Here is a 16,220-nt window from a genome sequence, read left to right as displayed (position 1 = left end):
CATTCGAGGGATCGCCTCACATGTTCGGGTAGTTCGGCCCGCCCGGTCCTTCCGGCGTCACCCAGTCGATGTTCTGGTTCGGGTCCTTGATATCGCAGGTCTTGCAGTGGACGCAGTTCTGCGCGTTGATCTGGTAGCGGACCCCATCCGAGGCGGAGGCGTCCTCCACCCATTCGTAGACGCCAGCCGGGCAGTAGCGGTTGGACGGGCCGCCGAACACGTCGTGCTCGGAGCGCTTCTGCAACTCCATGTCCCGGACCTTGAGGTGGGGCGGCTGGTCCTCCTCGTGGTTGGTGTTCGACAGGTACACCGAGGAGAGCCGGTCGAAGGTCAGCTTGCCGTCGGGCTTCGGGTAGGTGATCGGCGTCACCTCTGAGAGCGGCTTGAGGCAGGCATGGTCCGGCTTGCCGTGGGAGAGCGTGCCGAACGGCGAGGTGCCGAGGACGCTCGTCGCCCACATGTCGATGCCGCCGAGCCCGATGCCGACCAGCGTGCCGTATTTCGACCAGAGCGGCTTCACGTTGCGCACCGGCTTCAGGTCCTGCCCGATGGGGCTGTTGCGCCAGCCCCGGTCGTAGGCCGTCAGTTCGTCACCCTGCCGCCCGGCCTTGAGGGCGTCGGCGATGGCGTCCGCCGCCTGCATCCCCGACAGCACCGCGTTGTGCGAGCCCTTGATGCGCGGCACGTTCACGAAGCCCGCCGAGCAGCCCACCAGACAGCCGCCGGGGAAGACGAGCTTCGGCACCGATTGCCAGCCGCCCTCCATGATCGCCCGCGCGCCGTAGCCGATGCGCTTGGCGCCCTCGAAGGTCTCGGCGATCATCGGGTGGGTCTTGAAGCGCTGGAACTCCTCGAACGGCGACAGGGTCGGGTTCTCGTAGTTCAGGTGCGTGACGAACCCCACCGAGAGCAGGTGGTCGTCGAAATGGTAGAGCCAGCTTCCGCCGCCGGCCTTGTTCGGCAGCGGCCAGCCCATCGTGTGCTGGACGAGGCCGGGCTCGAACTTGCCGGGCGCGAGCTGCCACAGCTCCTTCACCCCGAGCCCGTACTTGAAGTGGTCGCTGTGGGCGTTCAGCCCGTAGCGGGCAATGAGCCCCTTGGTGAGGTTGCCCCGCGCGCCCTCGCCGAACACCGTGTACTTGCCGCGCAGCTCCATGCCGCGGGTGTAATCGTCGCGCGGCTCGCCCGCCTTGCCGATGCCGAGGTCGCCCGTGGCGATGCCGACCACCGCGCCGGCCTCGTCGAACAGCACCTCGGAGGCCGGGAAGCCGGGATAGATTTCGACGCCGAGCGCCTCGGCCTGGGCGCCCAGGTACTTGCACACGTTCGACAGCGAGCCGACGAAATTGCCGTGGTTCGACATCAGCTTGGGGAAGAACAGGTTCGGCAGGGTGATGCCGCTGTTCTTGGTAAGCATCATGAACTCGTCCCGCTCGACGGCGGTCTTGAGCGGGCGCTCGGGGTCCGTGCGCCACTCGGGGAGCAGGGCATCGAGACCGATCGGGTCCACCACCGCGCCGGACAGGATGTGGGCGCCGACCTCGGAGCCCTTCTCCACCACGACGACGCTGATCTCCTCACCGATCTCGGCGGCGCGCTGCTTCAGGCGGATGGCGGCCGAAAGACCCGCAGGCCCGGCACCGACCACCACCACGTCGAAATCCATGCTCTCCCGTTCGGGCAGCGCCATCCTCACCACTCCTGATCTTCTTGTGTCAGCTTTGTCTGCCGTCTGAACCGATTCCAAGCTAGAAACGCAAGCGCACTTAAGGCAGCACCGCGCCGAGGCCATGGCCGGAACGTTGTCCACAGGCCCGGCCGCCCCCACTTAGAGACGATGCCGAACCCCGCCGACGCGCAGGCCGACCTCATCGCCATCCTCGACTTCCAGACGGAGGCCGGGGTCGATGTCGCGCTCGACGAAACGCCGCACGACCGCTTCACCGAAGCCGACGCGCCGGAGCCCGTCCGCGCCCGGCCCGCGCCGCGTCGGGCGGCGGCACCCGCTCCGGCCCCCTCCCCTCCCCCGCAGGAGGCGCCGCGCCCCGCGCCCCGCGCCACCTTCGGCCGGGCCGCCTCCGCCGAGCCCGAGGCGGCGGCGGGCGATGCCCGCGCCCGGGCCCGCAACGCCGCGAGCCTGGAGGAACTGGAGGCGATCCTCGCCGCGTTCGACGCCTGCCCCCTGCGCTTCACCGCCAAGAACCTCGTGTTCGGGGACGGCAATCCGCAGGCGCGGGTGATGTTTCTGGGCGAGGCGCCGGGCGCCGACGAGGACCGGATCGGCAAGCCGTTCATGGGCCGCTCGGGCCAACTCCTCGACAAGATGATGGCCGCCATCGGCCTCGACCGGAGTTCGGCCTACATCGCCAACGTCGTGCCGTGGCGTCCGCCGGGCAACCGCAACCCGACCCCGCAGGAGGTCGCGACCTGCAAGCCCTTCGTGGAGCGGCAGATCGAACTGGTGGACCCTGAGCTGATCGTGTGCCTCGGCGCCCCGGCGACGCAGACGCTCACCGGCACCAAGGACGGCATCCTGAAGACCCGCGGGCGCGTCTTCCCCTACGCCCTGCCCTCCCGCGAGACGAAGCTCCTCGCGACGCTGCACCCGGCCTTCCTCCTGCGCCAGCCTCTGCAGAAGCGGCTCGCATGGCGGGATTTCCGCGCCGTGAAGGCGGCGCTCGACGGGAAAGCTTGACGGTGCGGGCGGAACCGGGTCTCCCCTCCCGCCATTAGACCAGGCCGGATGCGGCCGGTGCGGCACGGATGGCGGGATCATGCGCTGGGAAGATCTACGGAGCTCCGACAACGTCGAGGACCGGCGTGGTGAAGGCGGCGGCGGTGGCGGCGGCATGGGCTTCCCCGGCGGCGGCGCCGGCGGGCTCGGCATCGGCGCCATCGTGGTGGTGCTCATCATCAGCTACTTCACGGGCATCAACCCGGCGATCCTGATGGGCGGCGCCGAGTCGATCACGCGCGGCGGCGGCGGCCAGCGCCAGGAGCAGGCGGACCCGCAGACCCAGGCCAAGCGGCGCCAGGCGCCGACCGACGAGAGCGGGCGCTTCGCCTCCAAGATCCTCGGCAACACCGAGGACGTGTGGAACACGATCCTGCCGCAGCAGACCGGCAAGCAATACACCCCGACGACGCTGGTGCTCTACACGGGCGGCACCCGCTCGGGCTGCGGCTCGGCGCAGGCGGCGATGGGGCCGTTCTACTGCCCCCTCGACAAGAAGGTTTACCTCGACACCGGCTTCTTCAAGGAGATGTCGACGAAGTTCGGCGTGAAGGGCGATTTCGCCTACGCCTACGTCATCGCCCACGAGGTCGGCCATCACGTGCAGGACGTGCTCGGCATCCTCGGCAAGGTGCAGGCCCGCCAGCAGCAGGCATCGAGCAAGAGCGAGTCGAACGCCCTCTCGGTCCGCATCGAGCTGATGGCCGATTGCCTCGCGGGCGTCTGGGCGAAGAACTCGAACGACAAATACGCCGAACTGGAACAGGGCGACATCGACGAGGCGCTGAACGCCGCCGCGCAGATCGGCGACGACGCCTTACAGCAGCGCTCGCGCGGCTACGTGGTGCCGGATTCCTTCACCCACGGCTCCTCGGCCCAACGCCAGCGCTGGTTCACGGCCGGCTACAAGAGCGGCCAGACCAAGGCCTGCGACACGTTCCGCACCGCCAACAACTGATCGTTTGCGCTCCCTCCCCCCTGCGGGGAGGGGGCGTAAGCCCTACGGGCGCCGGCTGAGCCGCTTCGCGTTCGCCTGCACCTTCCGGCGGTAGCTGTGAATCACCTTCTGGTTCGACGCGCCGGAGGCCATCATCATCATCGCCTCGCCGGCCGCGTAGACCTTCTCCGTCACCATGCGCTGCGCCTCGACCTGCGCGGCGGGGCCGCCCATCGACAGCATCGTCATCCGCTGCAGGATCACCCCCTGCGCTTCCATCGCGAGCATGGACATGTCCATGCCCATCTTCCACCAGCCGAACAGCATCGTCGTCCTCTCGTTGCGCTTGGCAACTCGCGACACCGTCGCCGTTTCCCGGGTGCGACGCTGCGCTGCCATGCTTTGCGTGGGCGCGGCCCATGCCGTAATCGCCTCGGGCCCCTCTTCCGAGACTCGACCCCGACCCATGATACGCCTTGACCGCATAACAAAGCAGAACGGCAAACAACTGGTCTTCATCGAGGCCAGCGCTGCCTTGCAGCGGGGCGAGAAGGTCGGGCTCGTCGGCCCGAACGGCGCCGGCAAGACCACCCTGTTCCGCATGATCACCGGCGAGGAGCAGCCCGACGAGGGGCAGGTCCAATCCGAGCGCGGGGTGACGATCGGCTATTTCAGCCAGGATGTCGGCGAGATGACGGGCCGCAGCGTCGTCGCGGAGACAATGGACGGGGCCGGCCCGGTGAGCGCCATCGCCACCGAACTCGCCGAACTCGGCGCGGCGCTCGCCGACCCTGATCGCGCCGACGAGATGGAGGCGCTGATCGAGCGCTACGGCGAGGTGCAGGCCCGGTTCGAGGAGCTCGACGGCTACGCCCTGGAAGGCCGGGCGCGGGAAACCCTCGACGGCCTCGGCTTCAGCCAGGAGATGATGGAGGGCGATGTCGGCGCCCTCTCCGGCGGCTGGAAGATGCGCGTGGCGCTGGCCCGCATCCTGCTCATGCGCCCCGACGCGATGCTCCTCGACGAGCCCTCGAACCACCTCGACATCGAAAGCCTGATCTGGCTCGAAAACTTCCTGCGCGGCTACGACGGCGCCCTGCTGATGACCTCCCACGACCGGGAGTTCATGAACCGCATCGTGAACAAGATCATCGAGATCGACGGCGGCACCCTCACCACCTATTCGGGCGATTACGCCTTCTACGCGCAGCAGCGCTTGCAGAACGAGGCACAGCGGCAGGCGCAGTACGAGCGCCAGCAGGCGATGCTCGCCAAGGAGATCCAGTTCATCGAGCGGTTCAAGGCCCGCGCCTCGCACGCCGCGCAGGTGCAGAGCCGCGTGAAGAAGCTCGACAAGATCGAGCGCGTCGAGCCGCCCCGCCGCCGCCAATCGGTGGCCTTCGAGTTCCAGGCGCCACCCCGCTCCGGCGACGACGTAGTGATGCTGAAGAACGTGGGGAAGCGCTACGGCAGCCGTTCCATCTATGACGGGCTCGACTTCTCCATCCGCCGCAAGGAGCGCTGGTGCGTGATGGGCGTGAACGGCGCCGGCAAGTCGACGCTGCTCAAGCTCGTCACCGGCACCACGATGCCCGATGCCGGCACGGTGACGGTCGGCGGCAGCGTGAAGCTCGGCTACTTCGCCCAGCACGCCATGGACGTGCTCGATGGCGAGCGCACCGTGTTCGAGACCCTGGAAGAGGCCTTCCCGCAGGCGGGCCAGGGGTCGCTGCGCACGCTCGCTGGCTGCTTCGGCTTCTCGGGCGACGACATCGAGAAGCGCTGCCGGGTGCTCTCCGGCGGCGAGAAGGCGCGGCTGGTGCTCGCGCTGATGCTCTACGACCCGCCGAACTTCCTCGTGCTCGATGAGCCGACGAACCATCTCGATATCGGGACGAAGGAAATGCTGGTGGACGCGCTCGCCGCCTTCGAGGGAACGATGCTGTTCGTCTCCCACGACCGGCACTTCCTGGCCGCCCTGTCGAACCGGGTGCTGGAAATCACCCCCGACGGCGCCCACCAATATGGCGGCGGCTACACCGAGTACGTCGCCAGCACCGGCCGGGAGGCGCCGGGCCTGCGCAGCTGAGGGAGCGGGGATGGGCCATCGCCTGACGCGGGAGATCGCGGAGCGCTTCGCCGGCATCGCCCTGGGGCACGTCACCCGCGAGTACCCGCATAAGACCGGCCTCATCTTCGCGGGGCCGGAGGACGTGCGCCCGCCCGCCGCGATGCACCCGGTCTTCCACGGCAGCTTCGACTGGCATTCCTGCGTCCACGGCTACTGGCTGCTCGCCCGCCTGCTGCGGGCGTTTCCCGATCTCGACAGGGCCGGAGACATCCGCGCCCTGTTCGACCGGCAGCTTGTATTGGATAAGATAGCCGGCGAATGTTCGACCTTCGATGCTCCTGCCTCACGGGGTTTCGAGCGCCCCTATGGCTGGGCGTGGCTCCTGAAACTCTCCGCCGAGTTGCGCGTCGCCGAGGCATCCCGGTGGGGTGAGGCCCTGAGCCCCCTCGCGGAGCGCATCGCCGGGCGCTTTGCCACCTTCCTCCCCATCGCCCCCTACCCCGTGCGGGTGGGCACGCATTTCAACACCGCCTTCGCCCTGCGCCTCGCCGCCGACTATGCCGACGCCGACCTCTTCGCGCTGCTGCGGACGACGGCGCTGGCGTGGTACGGCGACGACGTCGATTGCCCCGCCTGGGGCGAGCCGGGCGGCGACGACTTCCTGTCCTCCGCCCTGATCGAGGCGGAAGCCATGCGCCGGCTGCTCCCGGCGGACGCTTTCGCGGCGTGGTTCGACCGGTTCCTGCCACGCCTGTCCGAGGGCCACCCCGCGACCCTGTTCACGCCGGCCCTCGCCACCGACCGCAGCGACGGCAAGATCGCCCATCTCGACGGGCTGAATCTCAGCCGGGCGTGGTGCCTGCGCGCCCTCGCCAAGGCCCTGCCGCCGGGCGATCCCCGCCTGACCCCGATGCTTGTGGCCGCCGACAGGCATTATGAAGCCGCGATGCCCCATCTCGCGGGCGATTACATGGGCGAGCATTGGCTGGCGAGCTTCGCGCTTCTCGCCCTCGACGCCTGATCCGCATCACTTCCCGATACAAAAGCCGGCAAACAATCGGTCGAGCACATCCTCGACGCCGACGTGACCCCCGACCTCTCCGAGGGCCCGCACGGCGAGGCGCAGATCTTCCGCCGCCAGTTCCGGCAGGCCACTCCCCGATCCGGCGCAGAGCCGGTCGAGATGGCCGAGGCAGCGTTCCAGCGCCTCCCGGTGGCGGGCGCGGGTGATGAGGGCATCGCCCTCGCCCATCCCCGCCTCGGCTCGCTCCCGCAGGGCGTCAAGAAGCGTAGGCATCCCCTCCCCCGTGCGAGCCGAGACCGCGAGACCCGCCGGCTTCGCCTCCGGCAGATCGGCCTTGGTGTGGACCGTCAGGGCCGGAGCCCCGCCGAGATCGGGCACGATGCCCCCCGGCGGCACGAGCGCGAGGACGAGATCGGCCTGCGCGATCCGCGCACGGCTGCGGCGGATGCCTTCCGCTTCTACCACCTCGTCCGTCTCGCGTAGGCCCGCCGTATCGACCAGCACCACCGGCAACCCGTCGAGATCGAGCCGCACCTCGATGGCATCCCGCGTCGTGCCGGGCACCTCCGACACGATGGCCGCGTCCCGCCGGGCGAGGGCGTTGAGCAGGGTCGACTTGCCGGCATTGGGCTCGCCCGCCAGCACCACCCAGAACCCATCGCGCAGACGCTCCCCGCGCCGCCCATCCGCCAGGGCCGCCGCGATGGCATCCCGCAAAGCCATGCCGCGGCCGATCAGGGCGGCATCCAGCCCCGCCTCATCCACATCGCCCTCGTCGGAGAAGTCGAGGGCGGCTTCCGCGCCCGCCAGAAGATCGATGGCCTCGTCCCGCCACGCCGCCACCTGCCGGCTGAGCGCGCCGTCGAGCTGCCGCAGCGCCTGCCGCCGCTGCCCCTCGGTCTCGGCATCGATCAGGTCCGCGACGCCCTCGGCCTCGGCGAGGTCCATGCGCCCGTTGAGTACCGCCCGCCGGGTGAACTCCCCCGGTCCCGCCGCCCGGCAGCCGGGTGCGTGCGACAGGGCCGCCAACACCCGCGCCCGCACGGCGAGCCCGCCATGCAGGTGAAGCTCGGCCATGTCCTCGCCGCTATAGGTCTCGGGGCCTGGGAAGAAGGCGACGAGGGCGCGATCCAGCACCGCGCCGTCCGCAGGATCACGCACGGTGCGCAGGGACAGCCGGCGCGGCGCGGGACGCGGCCCGCAGAGGGCGTCGAGGGTCGAGCCCGCCTCCGGCCCGCTGATGCGCAAAACCGCCACCGCCGCGCGGCCAAACCCGCTCGCCGGGGCGAAAAGCGTCTCTGTCATCCGGGTCGATTCTCCGCCGCGTCCTCGCCGGCTCCCTATCACGGGCGCTGCCACGCAACAGCCGCAAACCGGGACCACCGCTGCGCCCGATCCTCCCCGGAGAGATGATTCCCATGGGCCTCATCACCCGCCGCGCCGCCTGCACAGGCCTTCTGGCCGCTGTCCTGCCCGCCTTCGCGGAGGATCGCCTGCGCACCATCGAAGCCGGCACCGGAGGCCGCCTCGGCGTCAGCGTCGCGGGGGAGGGCATCGCTCCCCTGGCATGGCGCGCCGACGAGCGCTTTCCCCTGTGCAGCACCTTCAAGGTCCTGGCGACGGCGGCGGTGTTGGCCGGCGGCGAACCGCTCGACCGGGAACTGACCGTTCGCGAATCCGATCTGCTCAGCTACGCCCCCGTCTCCCGCAAGGTCTTCACCGAGCGGGGCGGGCGGATGACTCTCGCAGAGGCTTGCGCGGCCTCCATCGTGTGGAGCGACAACACCGCCGCGAACCTGCAACTCGCCCGGCTCGGCGGCCCGGCCGCGCTTACCCGGTGGGTGCGGAGCACGGGCGACACGATCACCCGCCTCGACCAAGACGAACCCACCCTCAACACTGCGCTGCCCGGCGACCCACGGGACACCACCTCCCCTGCCGCGATGCGCGAAACCCTCGCGAAGATCCTCCTCGGCGGGGTTCTATCGCCGGAAGCGCGGACGCAGCTGGAAGGCTGGATGGTGGGCGCGCAGACCGGCTTCAAGCGCTTGCGGGCGGGCCTGCCGGCGAACTGGATCGCGGGCGACAAGACCGGCAGCGGCGACAACGGAACGTACAACGTGGTGGCGATCCTCCGCCCGCCGGGCCATCCGCCGTTGATCGCCACGAGCTACCTGACCGGAGCGACCGCGCCGGCCGCGACCTGCGACGCCGCCCATGCCGAACTCGGCCGGCTGATCGCCCGGCATGTGGGAGCCTGAGCCCGTATGGCCCCGAAGACGACCCGCGCGACGCAGGCCCTCGACAAGGCCGGCATCCGCTTCACCCTCCACGCCTACGATTACGATCCGGACGCCCCGCGCATCGGCCTGCAGGCGGCCGAAGCCCTCGGCGTGCCGCCCTCCCGCGTGCTGAAGACGCTGATGGCCAGTGTCGATGGGCGCACCGTGTGCCTGCTCATCGCCTCCGACCGGGAGGCCGCGATGAAGCGCGTCGCTGCCGCCTTCGGGGGCAAATCCGCCGCGATGATGAAGCCCGCCGATGCCGAGCGCCTGACGGGCTACCATGTCGGCGGCATCAGCCCGCTGGGGCAGAAGCGCCCCGTCCCCACCGCCCTCGACGCTCACGCCCTGACCGATCCCGATGCGGAGATCCACATCAACGGCGGCGGCCGGGGCCTGCAGATCCGCCTGCGGGAGGGCGATCTCGTGGCGGCCCTGAAGCCGACGGTCGTGCCCCTGACCGAGCCGCGCTAACGGATCGTTTACCTCGCGCCCACCAGTGTCGACCGCTCTGCGGATGGATGGGAGGACGACGTGCGGCTCGGCGGATCGATGGCGCTGGCGCTGGTTCTGCTCGCCGGCCCGGCTTTCGCCGCCGACCTCGGAGAGCCTTACGTCGGCGATCCCGGCGGGCCCCCGCTGCCGCGCTACTTCCCCCGTGGCGACGGGCTCGACGCGCAGGGCCCCCTCCCCCTGCCCCGCCGCCGGACGAAGATCGTCTGCACGCCGCGGCGCGTGCCGACCCCGACCAACGCCCCCGACGATCCGAGCTATGTCGGCTCGCCCTACGGCCTCGGCAAACCGAGCTATTACGGCTTCACGCCGCCGCTCGGCATTGACGATCCCTACGGCCGGTCCGTGCTGCCCTACTGCCCATAGCCCCCGAGAATCGGCTAGACCCGGCCCGAACGAAACCAGGGTCCGGCCGTGACTGCCTCTTCACCGCTCCATCTCTCCGACCTCCCCGCCCTGCGCGCCGCCGTCTCCGGCTGGCGGGCCGCCGGCGAGACCGTCGCCCTGGTGCCGACCATGGGCGCCCTGCACGAGGGCCACCTGACCCTCATGGCGGAAGCCAAGCGCGTGGCCTCACGGGCGGTGGTGAGCCTCTTCGTGAACCCGACCCAGTTCGGCCCCACGGAGGATTTCGCCCGCTACCCGCGCGACGTCGCCGCCGACCTCGCGGCGATGGCGGGCGTGGGGGCCGACGCCGCCTGGACGCCCGATGTGGCGACCATGTACCCGCCGGGTTTCGCCACCCGGATCGAGGTGGCGGGGCTGACGGATGGCCTCTGCGGCCCCCTGCGGCCGGGCCATTTCTCCGGCGTCGCCACCGTCGTCACCAAGCTCCTGAACCAAGTGCGGCCGGACATCGCCCTGTTCGGCGAGAAGGATTTCCAGCAGTTGCAGGTGATCAAGCGGGTCGTGGCCGACCTCGACATGGCCCCCGAGATCCGGGGCGTACCCACCATCCGCGAGGCGGACGGCCTCGCCCTCTCCTCGCGCAACCGCTACCTCTCGGCCGAGGAGCGCAGCCGCGCGCCGACGCTGCACGCTGTGCTCGCCGGCATCGCCGCCGAGGCCCGCGACGGCGGATCGGTCGTCGGGCCGGTGAGCGAAGGCGTGGCCACTCTCACGGCGGCGGGCTTCACCGTGCAGTACCTGTCCGTCTGCGACGCCGCGAGCCTCGCACCGGTCGAGCGCGTCACCGGCCCCGCCCGCGTGCTCGCGGCGGCCTATCTCGGGCGGACGCGGCTCATCGACAACGTGCCGGTCTGAGACCGCCCTCACCCGGCCCGGCGCAGGAGCGACCGGAAAGAGCGGCGCTCGGAACCGGGATCGTCCTGTGGCGGGGGCGGCGGTTCCGGGGGAAGCGCGGCGAGGATATCGCCGCGCACCGGCCGGGCCGGCGCGAAGGCCCCGCCCTGCGCGTAGGGCACGTTGAGGTCGATGAGGTCCGGCACGTCTGCCTCGGTGCCGACCTCGTTGACCACGAGGCGGATGCGGGCGCGGGCCAGGGCCGGCGCAAGATCCTCCACCGCGATGTCGCTCAGCGCGCCCCGTGCCATGCTCGGCCGCAGCAGCAACTCCGCCGGCACCTTCACCTGCCCGATGCCGTAGTCCAGGAACTCGCGGGCATCGAAGCGCAGATCCGTCGGCCGGTCGAGGCAGAAGCCGACCCGCCCACGCAGGGCCGACAGGGCGCTGAGTTGCCCACTGTCGAGGCCGCGCCAACTGGCCTGGGGCAGGGCGATGTCGAGCCCGGCCAAGGCTTGCTCGTCGCTGGCCATGCGCCCGATCTCCTTCAGGAAGCCCAGCTCGAACAGCGACAGGGGCGACAGGCCGTAGGTCACGCGCGCGTCGCTGCCGCGCTTGGCGAGGTGGCGGACGATGGTGCCGGTGCGGGCCAGCATCCGGCGGTCGAGTTCCGTGGTGCGCCCGTTCCGTTCGAGGGTCGGCAGGTACTGCGTGGCGTCGAGCGGCTGATCCTCGACCCGCAGCCGCGCCAGCGCCTCGTAGGCCACGACCTTGCGCTGGGGCAGGGTGACGATGGGCTGGAGAAAGACTTCCAACAGGTCGCGATCGAAGGCAGCGAGGATTGAGGACTCGTCGGGGCTACGTGGCGGTTCTGGCGGACGCGGCGGAATCGGCCTGGGAACCGGCGGTGCGATGACGGCCGGCAGTTCCGGCAGCCGGGCGATGACCGGTGGCGTCCAGGATGTCTCGACCGGCGGCGGGGGAGGCGGCGCGGGCTCCGGTTTCGGCTCCGGCGGGGGCGGCGGCTCCTTCGCGACCGGCGCCTCGCGGGTCTTGAGGGCGGCGATCTCGTCGTCCTGGCTGCGGATCACTGCGCTGAGGTCGCGTACGATCCCGCTCAGCAGGCCGATCTCCACGGTGAGTTCATGCACCTCGGAGCGCAAAGTCTCGGGCGGTGTTGTGTCGGCGGCGGGACGCGGCGGCGCGGCTTCCGCCTTCAGGAGCCGCTGCGAGAGCACATCCACTTCCTGGGACAGCTTCTCGCATCGGGCGTTGAGTCGTGAGATCCGCGCCCATGCGGCACCAGCGCCGAGGCTTCCGGCGGCGGCCAGACACAGCGCGGCGGCGCTCGGCGAGAAGACGGCCAATGGTCCAATCGTGACGAGGCCGAGCGATCCGGCGGTCCACAGCCCAACGTTCCGGCCGAAGACCCGGGCCATGCTCACCATCATCCGTCACGAGACAAGGCGTCCAGCAAGCCTAGGATTACCGGAAACCGACGCTCCGAAAGTGTTGCCGAGCGTTCGAACGGGGGCAAGCCCGGCAAGCCGGCACGCGACCGATTTTTGCCCTCTGTGTCCCGGAGCGGTGTTTCACGTGAAACACTCAGGCGCGGGTGAGGTACATTCCCACCAGCAGGAAGCCGAAGCCGGCCAATCCGAAGGCCCCCTCCTTCCGGTGGGTCTCATCGAGGAAATGGGCGGCCGCCCCGGCCGCACAGCACGCCGCACCCAAACCGATCGACAAGGATGACATCGGAGCCTCCCGCAGGCGTCTTAGGACCACTCACATCGCCAATACCGTCTAACCATGATTACAGAGCATTGAGCCGGCTTCAAGTTCTGACCACAATCTGAATTGGCGCAGGGCGATGACGGCCAAATACGCTGCATTCTTCATCAATTCAGCGCTGCGATGATGCCCCGCTGATCACGACCCACGCGGACGCTGCTGCGAAAGGCGGCAACACCGCTACGAGGTTGAGCGAATCACCCCTGTCGCGTTGACCCACCCCCGCCCGCCCGCGTAAGCACGGGCATGCCCATTTCCCGCCCCACCCGCTTCGACGTGATCGTCGTCGGCGGTGGCCATGCCGGCGTCGAAGCCGCCGCGGCCGCCGCCCGCAGTGGCGCCCTGACGGCCCTCGTCACGCACGATCCGGCGACCATCGGGGCGATGTCCTGCAATCCGGCCATCGGCGGCCTCGGCAAGGGACACCTCGTTCGCGAGGTCGATGCCCTCGACGGGCTGATGGGCCGGGTGGCCGATGCGGCCGGTATCCAGTTCCGCCTGCTCAACCGGCGCAAGGGTCCGGCCGTGCGCGGCCCCCGTACCCAGGCCGACCGCAAGCTCTACGCGGCCGCGATGCAGCAGGCTGTGGCCGAGACGGCGAACCTGCACGTCGTCCCGGGCGCCTGCGAAGACCTTCTCAGGGATACGGCCGGGCACGTCGCCGGGATTGCGCTGGCGGACGGCACGACGCTCGGGGCAGGGGCGGTGGTGCTCACCACGGGCACCTTCCTGCGCGGCCTGATCCATATCGGCGAGCTGCAGATCCCCGCCGGGCGGGTGGGGGAGGCACCTTCGGTGGGCCTCGCGCGGAGCCTCGACGGGCTCGGCCTGCGCCTCGGCCGGCTGAAGACCGGCACGCCCCCTCGCCTCGCCCGCGACAGCATTGCCTGGGACCAACTCGAGCGGCAGGAGGCGGACGAGGACCCCGTCCCGTTCTCCACCCTCACCGAGCGGATCACCACGCCGCAGATCGCCTGCGGGATCACGCGGACGACGCAGGCCGTCCACGACATCATCCGCGCCAACCTGCACCGCTCGCCGATGTATTCCGGCGGCATTGCCAGCCGGGGGCCGCGCTATTGCCCGTCCATCGAGGACAAGGTCGTGCGCTTTGGCGACCGTGAGGGGCACCAGATCTTCCTCGAACCGGAGGGGCTGGACGATCCGGTCGTGTACCCGAACGGCATCTCGACCGCCCTGCCGGAGGAGGTGCAGCGCGCCATCGTCCAGGCGATCCCCGGTCTTGAGCGAGCCCAGATCCTGCGGCCGGGCTACGCCATCGAGTACGATTACGTCGATCCGCGCGAGCTCGATGCCGGGCTTCAGGTGAAGCGCCAGCCCGGCCTGTTCCTGGCCGGGCAGATCAACGGCACCACCGGCTACGAGGAGGCGGCGGGGCAGGGGCTCGTGGCGGGCCTCAACGCCGCGCGGCTGGCCGGCAATCAGCCACTCGCCGCCTTCGACCGCGCCGAATCCTATCTCGGTGTGATGATCGATGACCTCATCACCCACGGGGTGAGCGAGCCCTACCGCATGTTCACCTCGCGCTCGGAGTATCGCCTGAGCCTGCGCGTGGACAATGCCGACGAGCGGCTGACCCCGCGCGGCCTCGCCCTCGGCCTCGTCGGTCGCCAGCGCGCGACACATTTCGAGCAGTCGCGCGCCGCCCTCGCCGCCGCCCGCGCCCGGCTCGATAGCCTGAGCCTCACGCCGAGCCAGGCCGCCGCGCAGGGCATCGCCCTGAACCAGGACGGCATCCGCCGCTCCGCCTTCCAGCTTCTCTCCTACCCGGAGATCGACTGGGCCCGCCTCGCCGCCGTCTGGCCGGACCTCGCCGAGGTGCCGCCGCGCATCGCTGACCGCCTACGGACGGACGCAACCTATGCCGTCTATCTCGACCGCCAGAGCGCGGACATCGCCGCTTTCCGCCGGGACGAGGCCGTGCGCCTGCCGGATGGGCTCGACTATGCCGGGATCAGCGGCCTGTCGAACGAGATGCGCCTGAAGCTGGAGAGTGTGCGCCCCGGCACCCTCGGGCAGGCGGCGCGGATCGAGGGCGTCACCCCGGCGGCCCTGACCCTGCTCGCCGCCCATGCCAAGCGGGGCCAGCGCGCGGCGCGGCAACCGGCATGAGCGACCGAGCCCGCGAACAAGTTCTGAAGACCTACGATGTTTCACGTGAAACAACGCAGGCGCTCGACGCCTACGTCGCCCAGCTCCATCGCTGGCAAACGGTAAAGAACCTCGTCGGCCCATCGACCCTCTCCGAGGTCTGGAGCCGCCACGTCGCCGACGCGCTGCAACTCCTCACCCTCGCGCCCGACGCCCGTACCTGGATCGATCTCGGCTCCGGCGCCGGCATCCCCGGTCTGATCCTGGCCATCGCCGGGAAGGAGAGGGGCATCCGGGTGACACTGGTGGAGAGCAACGCACGCAAATGCGCCTTCCTCACCGAAGCCGCCCGCCTGACCGGCGCCCCGGCGACGATCCGCAACGGGCGGATCGAAGCGGTGATCGGCGATGCGGTGGGGACGGAGATCGTCTGCGCGCGGGCGCTCGCCGCGCTCGATCAGCTGCTCGATTGGTCGGCGCCACTGTTGAATTCGGGCACCATCGGCCTGTTTCCGAAGGGGCGGGATGTGCAGGCGGAATTGACCCAGGCCTCCGCGCGGTGGACATTCACCTACGATCTCGTGCCGAGTCGGACCGATGCCGACGCCCGGATCGTGCGGGTCACTGCCCTCACCGAAACGAGCCCCCGATGAGCGACGCGACGATGGTCGACGCCTCCGAGCGCCCCGACATGAGCCATCCGGCCAAGCCCCTGCGGGTTCTGGCCCTGGCGAACCAGAAGGGCGGCGTCGGCAAGACGACGACCGCCATCAACCTGGGCACGGCGCTCGCCGCCATCGGCGAGGAGGTACTGGTGATCGACCTCGATCCCCAGGGCAACGCCTCGACCGGGCTCGGCATCGAGAAGGCCCGCCGCCGGGTTTCGACCTACGATCTCATGGCCGGCGAGGCGAGCCTCGCGCAGACCATCATTCCAACCGCCGTGCCGCGCCTGTCCATCGCCCCCTCCACCATGGACCTGCTGGGTCTCGAAATGGAGATGGCGACCTCGCAGGACCGGGCGCACCGCCTGCGCAACGCGCTGAAGAGCATGGCGCAGTCCGAGAGCCTGAAGCGCATCAGCTACGTGCTGATCGATTGCCCGCCCTCCCTGAACCTGCTGACGATCAACGCCCTGGCGGCGGCGGATGCGGTGCTGGTGCCGCTGCAATGCGAGTTCTTCGCCCTGGAGGGCCTGAGCCAGCTGCTGCGCACCGTCGAGCAGGTGCGCGGCGCGCTGAACCCGCGCCTGACAATCCAGGGCGTCGTGCTGACGATGTTCGATCCGCGCAACAACCTCTCGGCCCAGGTCGTGGCGGATGTGCGCAGCTTCATGGGCGACAAGGTCTACGAGACCATGATCCCCCGCAACGTGCGTGTGTCCGAAGCGCCCTCGCACGGCAAGCCGGCTTTGCTGTACGATCTGAAATGCGCCGGCAGCCAAGCCTATCTGCGCCTCGCCTCCGAGGTGATCCAGCGCGAAGGCCGCGTGCCGGCGGCGGCGTAAGTTTCGA

Annotated in this window: 16 protein-coding genes; 11 read left to right on the top strand and 5 right to left on the bottom strand. The window is 70.1% G+C overall.

What is annotated here, in order from left to right:
• Positions 1-16: 16 nt before the first annotated feature.
• On the bottom strand, positions 17-1,690 hold the full coding sequence (locus AAHF99_RS01165) for an electron transfer flavoprotein-ubiquinone oxidoreductase (RefSeq protein ID WP_243959621.1): 1,674 nt from the start codon (positions 1,688-1,690) through the stop codon (positions 17-19).
• 147 nt (positions 1,691-1,837) lie between these two features.
• Between AAHF99_RS01165 and AAHF99_RS01160 the strand changes: the two genes are divergently transcribed.
• Positions 1,838-2,695 carry a uracil-DNA glycosylase gene (locus AAHF99_RS01160; RefSeq protein ID WP_342162305.1) on the top strand — a complete coding sequence of 286 codons (858 nt, stop codon included), beginning with the start codon at positions 1,838-1,840 and terminating at the stop codon, positions 2,693-2,695.
• Positions 2,696-2,774: 79 nt separating this feature from the next.
• Positions 2,775-3,692: a KPN_02809 family neutral zinc metallopeptidase gene (gene ypfJ, locus AAHF99_RS01155; RefSeq protein WP_342162304.1), complete on the top strand. Its 918-nt coding sequence runs from the start codon at positions 2,775-2,777 to the stop codon at positions 3,690-3,692.
• A 42-nt stretch (positions 3,693-3,734) separates the two neighbouring features.
• Here ypfJ and AAHF99_RS01150 read toward each other — a convergent pair whose 3' ends face one another.
• Positions 3,735-3,998 (bottom strand): hypothetical protein, encoded by a 264-nt coding sequence (locus AAHF99_RS01150; RefSeq protein WP_243959807.1) that lies wholly within the window; start codon positions 3,996-3,998, stop codon positions 3,735-3,737.
• Positions 3,999-4,137: 139 nt separating this feature from the next.
• Between AAHF99_RS01150 and AAHF99_RS01145 the strand changes: the two genes are divergently transcribed.
• Together AAHF99_RS01145 and AAHF99_RS01140 are read left to right on the top strand one after the other, a co-directional pair.
• Positions 4,138-5,760 (top strand): ABC-F family ATP-binding cassette domain-containing protein, encoded by a 1,623-nt coding sequence (locus AAHF99_RS01145; RefSeq protein WP_342162303.1) that lies wholly within the window; start codon positions 4,138-4,140, stop codon positions 5,758-5,760.
• A 10-nt stretch (positions 5,761-5,770) separates the two neighbouring features.
• Positions 5,771-6,763, top strand: a complete 993-nt coding sequence (locus tag AAHF99_RS01140) for a DUF2891 domain-containing protein (protein WP_342162302.1) — start codon at positions 5,771-5,773, stop codon at positions 6,761-6,763.
• 6 nt (positions 6,764-6,769) lie between these two features.
• On the opposite strand, the gene mnmE is transcribed toward AAHF99_RS01140, so the two are convergent.
• Complete coding sequence (mnmE, locus tag AAHF99_RS01135) at positions 6,770-8,071, bottom strand: tRNA uridine-5-carboxymethylaminomethyl(34) synthesis GTPase MnmE (protein ID WP_342162301.1); 1,302 nt, start codon at positions 8,069-8,071, stop codon at positions 6,770-6,772.
• A 113-nt stretch (positions 8,072-8,184) separates the two neighbouring features.
• Between mnmE and bla the strand changes: the two genes are divergently transcribed.
• From bla to panC, 4 genes are all read left to right on the top strand, one after another.
• Positions 8,185-9,027 (top strand): class A beta-lactamase, encoded by an 843-nt coding sequence (gene bla / locus AAHF99_RS01130; RefSeq protein WP_342162300.1) that lies wholly within the window; start codon positions 8,185-8,187, stop codon positions 9,025-9,027.
• A gap of 6 nt (positions 9,028-9,033) precedes the next feature.
• A complete protein-coding gene (locus AAHF99_RS01125) occupies positions 9,034-9,522 on the top strand; it encodes an aminoacyl-tRNA deacylase (protein ID WP_342162299.1) in 489 nt (162 codons plus the stop codon).
• Between the two features lie 78 nt (positions 9,523-9,600).
• Entirely contained in the window at positions 9,601-9,927 is a 327-nt protein-coding gene (locus AAHF99_RS01120) for a hypothetical protein (protein WP_342162846.1), read from the top strand.
• A gap of 48 nt (positions 9,928-9,975) precedes the next feature.
• Positions 9,976-10,824, top strand: a complete 849-nt coding sequence (gene panC, locus AAHF99_RS01115) for a pantoate--beta-alanine ligase (protein WP_342162298.1) — start codon at positions 9,976-9,978, stop codon at positions 10,822-10,824.
• Positions 10,825-10,832: 8 nt separating this feature from the next.
• Here panC and AAHF99_RS01110 read toward each other — a convergent pair whose 3' ends face one another.
• A complete protein-coding gene (locus AAHF99_RS01110) occupies positions 10,833-12,242 on the bottom strand; it encodes an EAL domain-containing protein (RefSeq protein WP_342162297.1) in 1,410 nt (469 codons plus the stop codon).
• A 166-nt stretch (positions 12,243-12,408) separates the two neighbouring features.
• Positions 12,409-12,558 (bottom strand): hypothetical protein, encoded by a 150-nt coding sequence (locus tag AAHF99_RS01105; RefSeq protein WP_342162296.1) that lies wholly within the window; start codon positions 12,556-12,558, stop codon positions 12,409-12,411.
• 282 nt (positions 12,559-12,840) lie between these two features.
• Here AAHF99_RS01105 and mnmG point away from each other — a divergent pair, with 282 nt between their 5' ends.
• From mnmG to AAHF99_RS01090, 3 genes are read left to right on the top strand one after another with little or no spacing between them, the layout of a single operon-like run.
• Positions 12,841-14,727 (top strand): tRNA uridine-5-carboxymethylaminomethyl(34) synthesis enzyme MnmG, encoded by a 1,887-nt coding sequence (mnmG, locus tag AAHF99_RS01100; RefSeq protein WP_342162295.1) that lies wholly within the window; start codon positions 12,841-12,843, stop codon positions 14,725-14,727.
• Complete coding sequence (rsmG, locus tag AAHF99_RS01095; RefSeq protein WP_342162294.1) at positions 14,724-15,359, top strand: 16S rRNA (guanine(527)-N(7))-methyltransferase RsmG; 636 nt, start codon at positions 14,724-14,726, stop codon at positions 15,357-15,359. The genes mnmG and rsmG overlap by 4 nt, the downstream gene beginning before the upstream one ends.
• Positions 15,356-16,213 (top strand): ParA family protein, encoded by an 858-nt coding sequence (locus tag AAHF99_RS01090; protein WP_342162293.1) that lies wholly within the window; start codon positions 15,356-15,358, stop codon positions 16,211-16,213. The genes rsmG and AAHF99_RS01090 overlap by 4 nt, the downstream gene beginning before the upstream one ends.
• Positions 16,214-16,220: the final 7 nt, after the last annotated feature.

The organism is Methylobacterium litchii (genome assembly GCF_038442315.1).
Taxonomy (GTDB): Bacteria; Pseudomonadota; Alphaproteobacteria; order Rhizobiales; family Beijerinckiaceae; genus Methylobacterium; species Methylobacterium litchii.
Note: the sequence above shows the minus strand (reverse complement) of the source record. Positions and strands in the feature narration are given on the sequence as shown.

Excerpts from the sequence above, each read along its gene's own strand:
- AAHF99_RS01165 (WP_243959621.1), bottom strand. The coding sequence starts at position 1,690 with ATGGCGCTGCCCGAACGGGAGAGCATGGATTTCGACGTGGTGGTGGTC.
- AAHF99_RS01160 (WP_342162305.1), top strand. The coding sequence starts at position 1,838 with ATGCCGAACCCCGCCGACGCGCAGGCCGACCTCATCGCCATCCTCGAC.
- ypfJ (WP_342162304.1), top strand. The coding sequence starts at position 2,775 with ATGCGCTGGGAAGATCTACGGAGCTCCGACAACGTCGAGGACCGGCGT.
- AAHF99_RS01150 (WP_243959807.1), bottom strand. The coding sequence starts at position 3,998 with ATGCTGTTCGGCTGGTGGAAGATGGGCATGGACATGTCCATGCTCGCG.
- AAHF99_RS01145 (WP_342162303.1), top strand. The coding sequence starts at position 4,138 with ATGATACGCCTTGACCGCATAACAAAGCAGAACGGCAAACAACTGGTC.
- AAHF99_RS01140 (WP_342162302.1), top strand. The coding sequence starts at position 5,771 with ATGGGCCATCGCCTGACGCGGGAGATCGCGGAGCGCTTCGCCGGCATC.
- mnmE (WP_342162301.1), bottom strand. The coding sequence starts at position 8,071 with ATGACAGAGACGCTTTTCGCCCCGGCGAGCGGGTTTGGCCGCGCGGCG.
- bla (WP_342162300.1), top strand. The coding sequence starts at position 8,185 with ATGGGCCTCATCACCCGCCGCGCCGCCTGCACAGGCCTTCTGGCCGCT.
- AAHF99_RS01125 (WP_342162299.1), top strand. The coding sequence starts at position 9,034 with ATGGCCCCGAAGACGACCCGCGCGACGCAGGCCCTCGACAAGGCCGGC.
- AAHF99_RS01120 (WP_342162846.1), top strand. The coding sequence starts at position 9,601 with ATGGCGCTGGCGCTGGTTCTGCTCGCCGGCCCGGCTTTCGCCGCCGAC.
- AAHF99_RS01110 (WP_342162297.1), bottom strand. The coding sequence starts at position 12,242 with ATGGCCCGGGTCTTCGGCCGGAACGTTGGGCTGTGGACCGCCGGATCG.
- AAHF99_RS01105 (WP_342162296.1), bottom strand. The coding sequence starts at position 12,558 with ATGTCATCCTTGTCGATCGGTTTGGGTGCGGCGTGCTGTGCGGCCGGG.
- mnmG (WP_342162295.1), top strand. The coding sequence starts at position 12,841 with ATGCCCATTTCCCGCCCCACCCGCTTCGACGTGATCGTCGTCGGCGGT.
- rsmG (WP_342162294.1), top strand. The coding sequence starts at position 14,724 with ATGAGCGACCGAGCCCGCGAACAAGTTCTGAAGACCTACGATGTTTCA.
- AAHF99_RS01090 (WP_342162293.1), top strand. The coding sequence starts at position 15,356 with ATGAGCGACGCGACGATGGTCGACGCCTCCGAGCGCCCCGACATGAGC.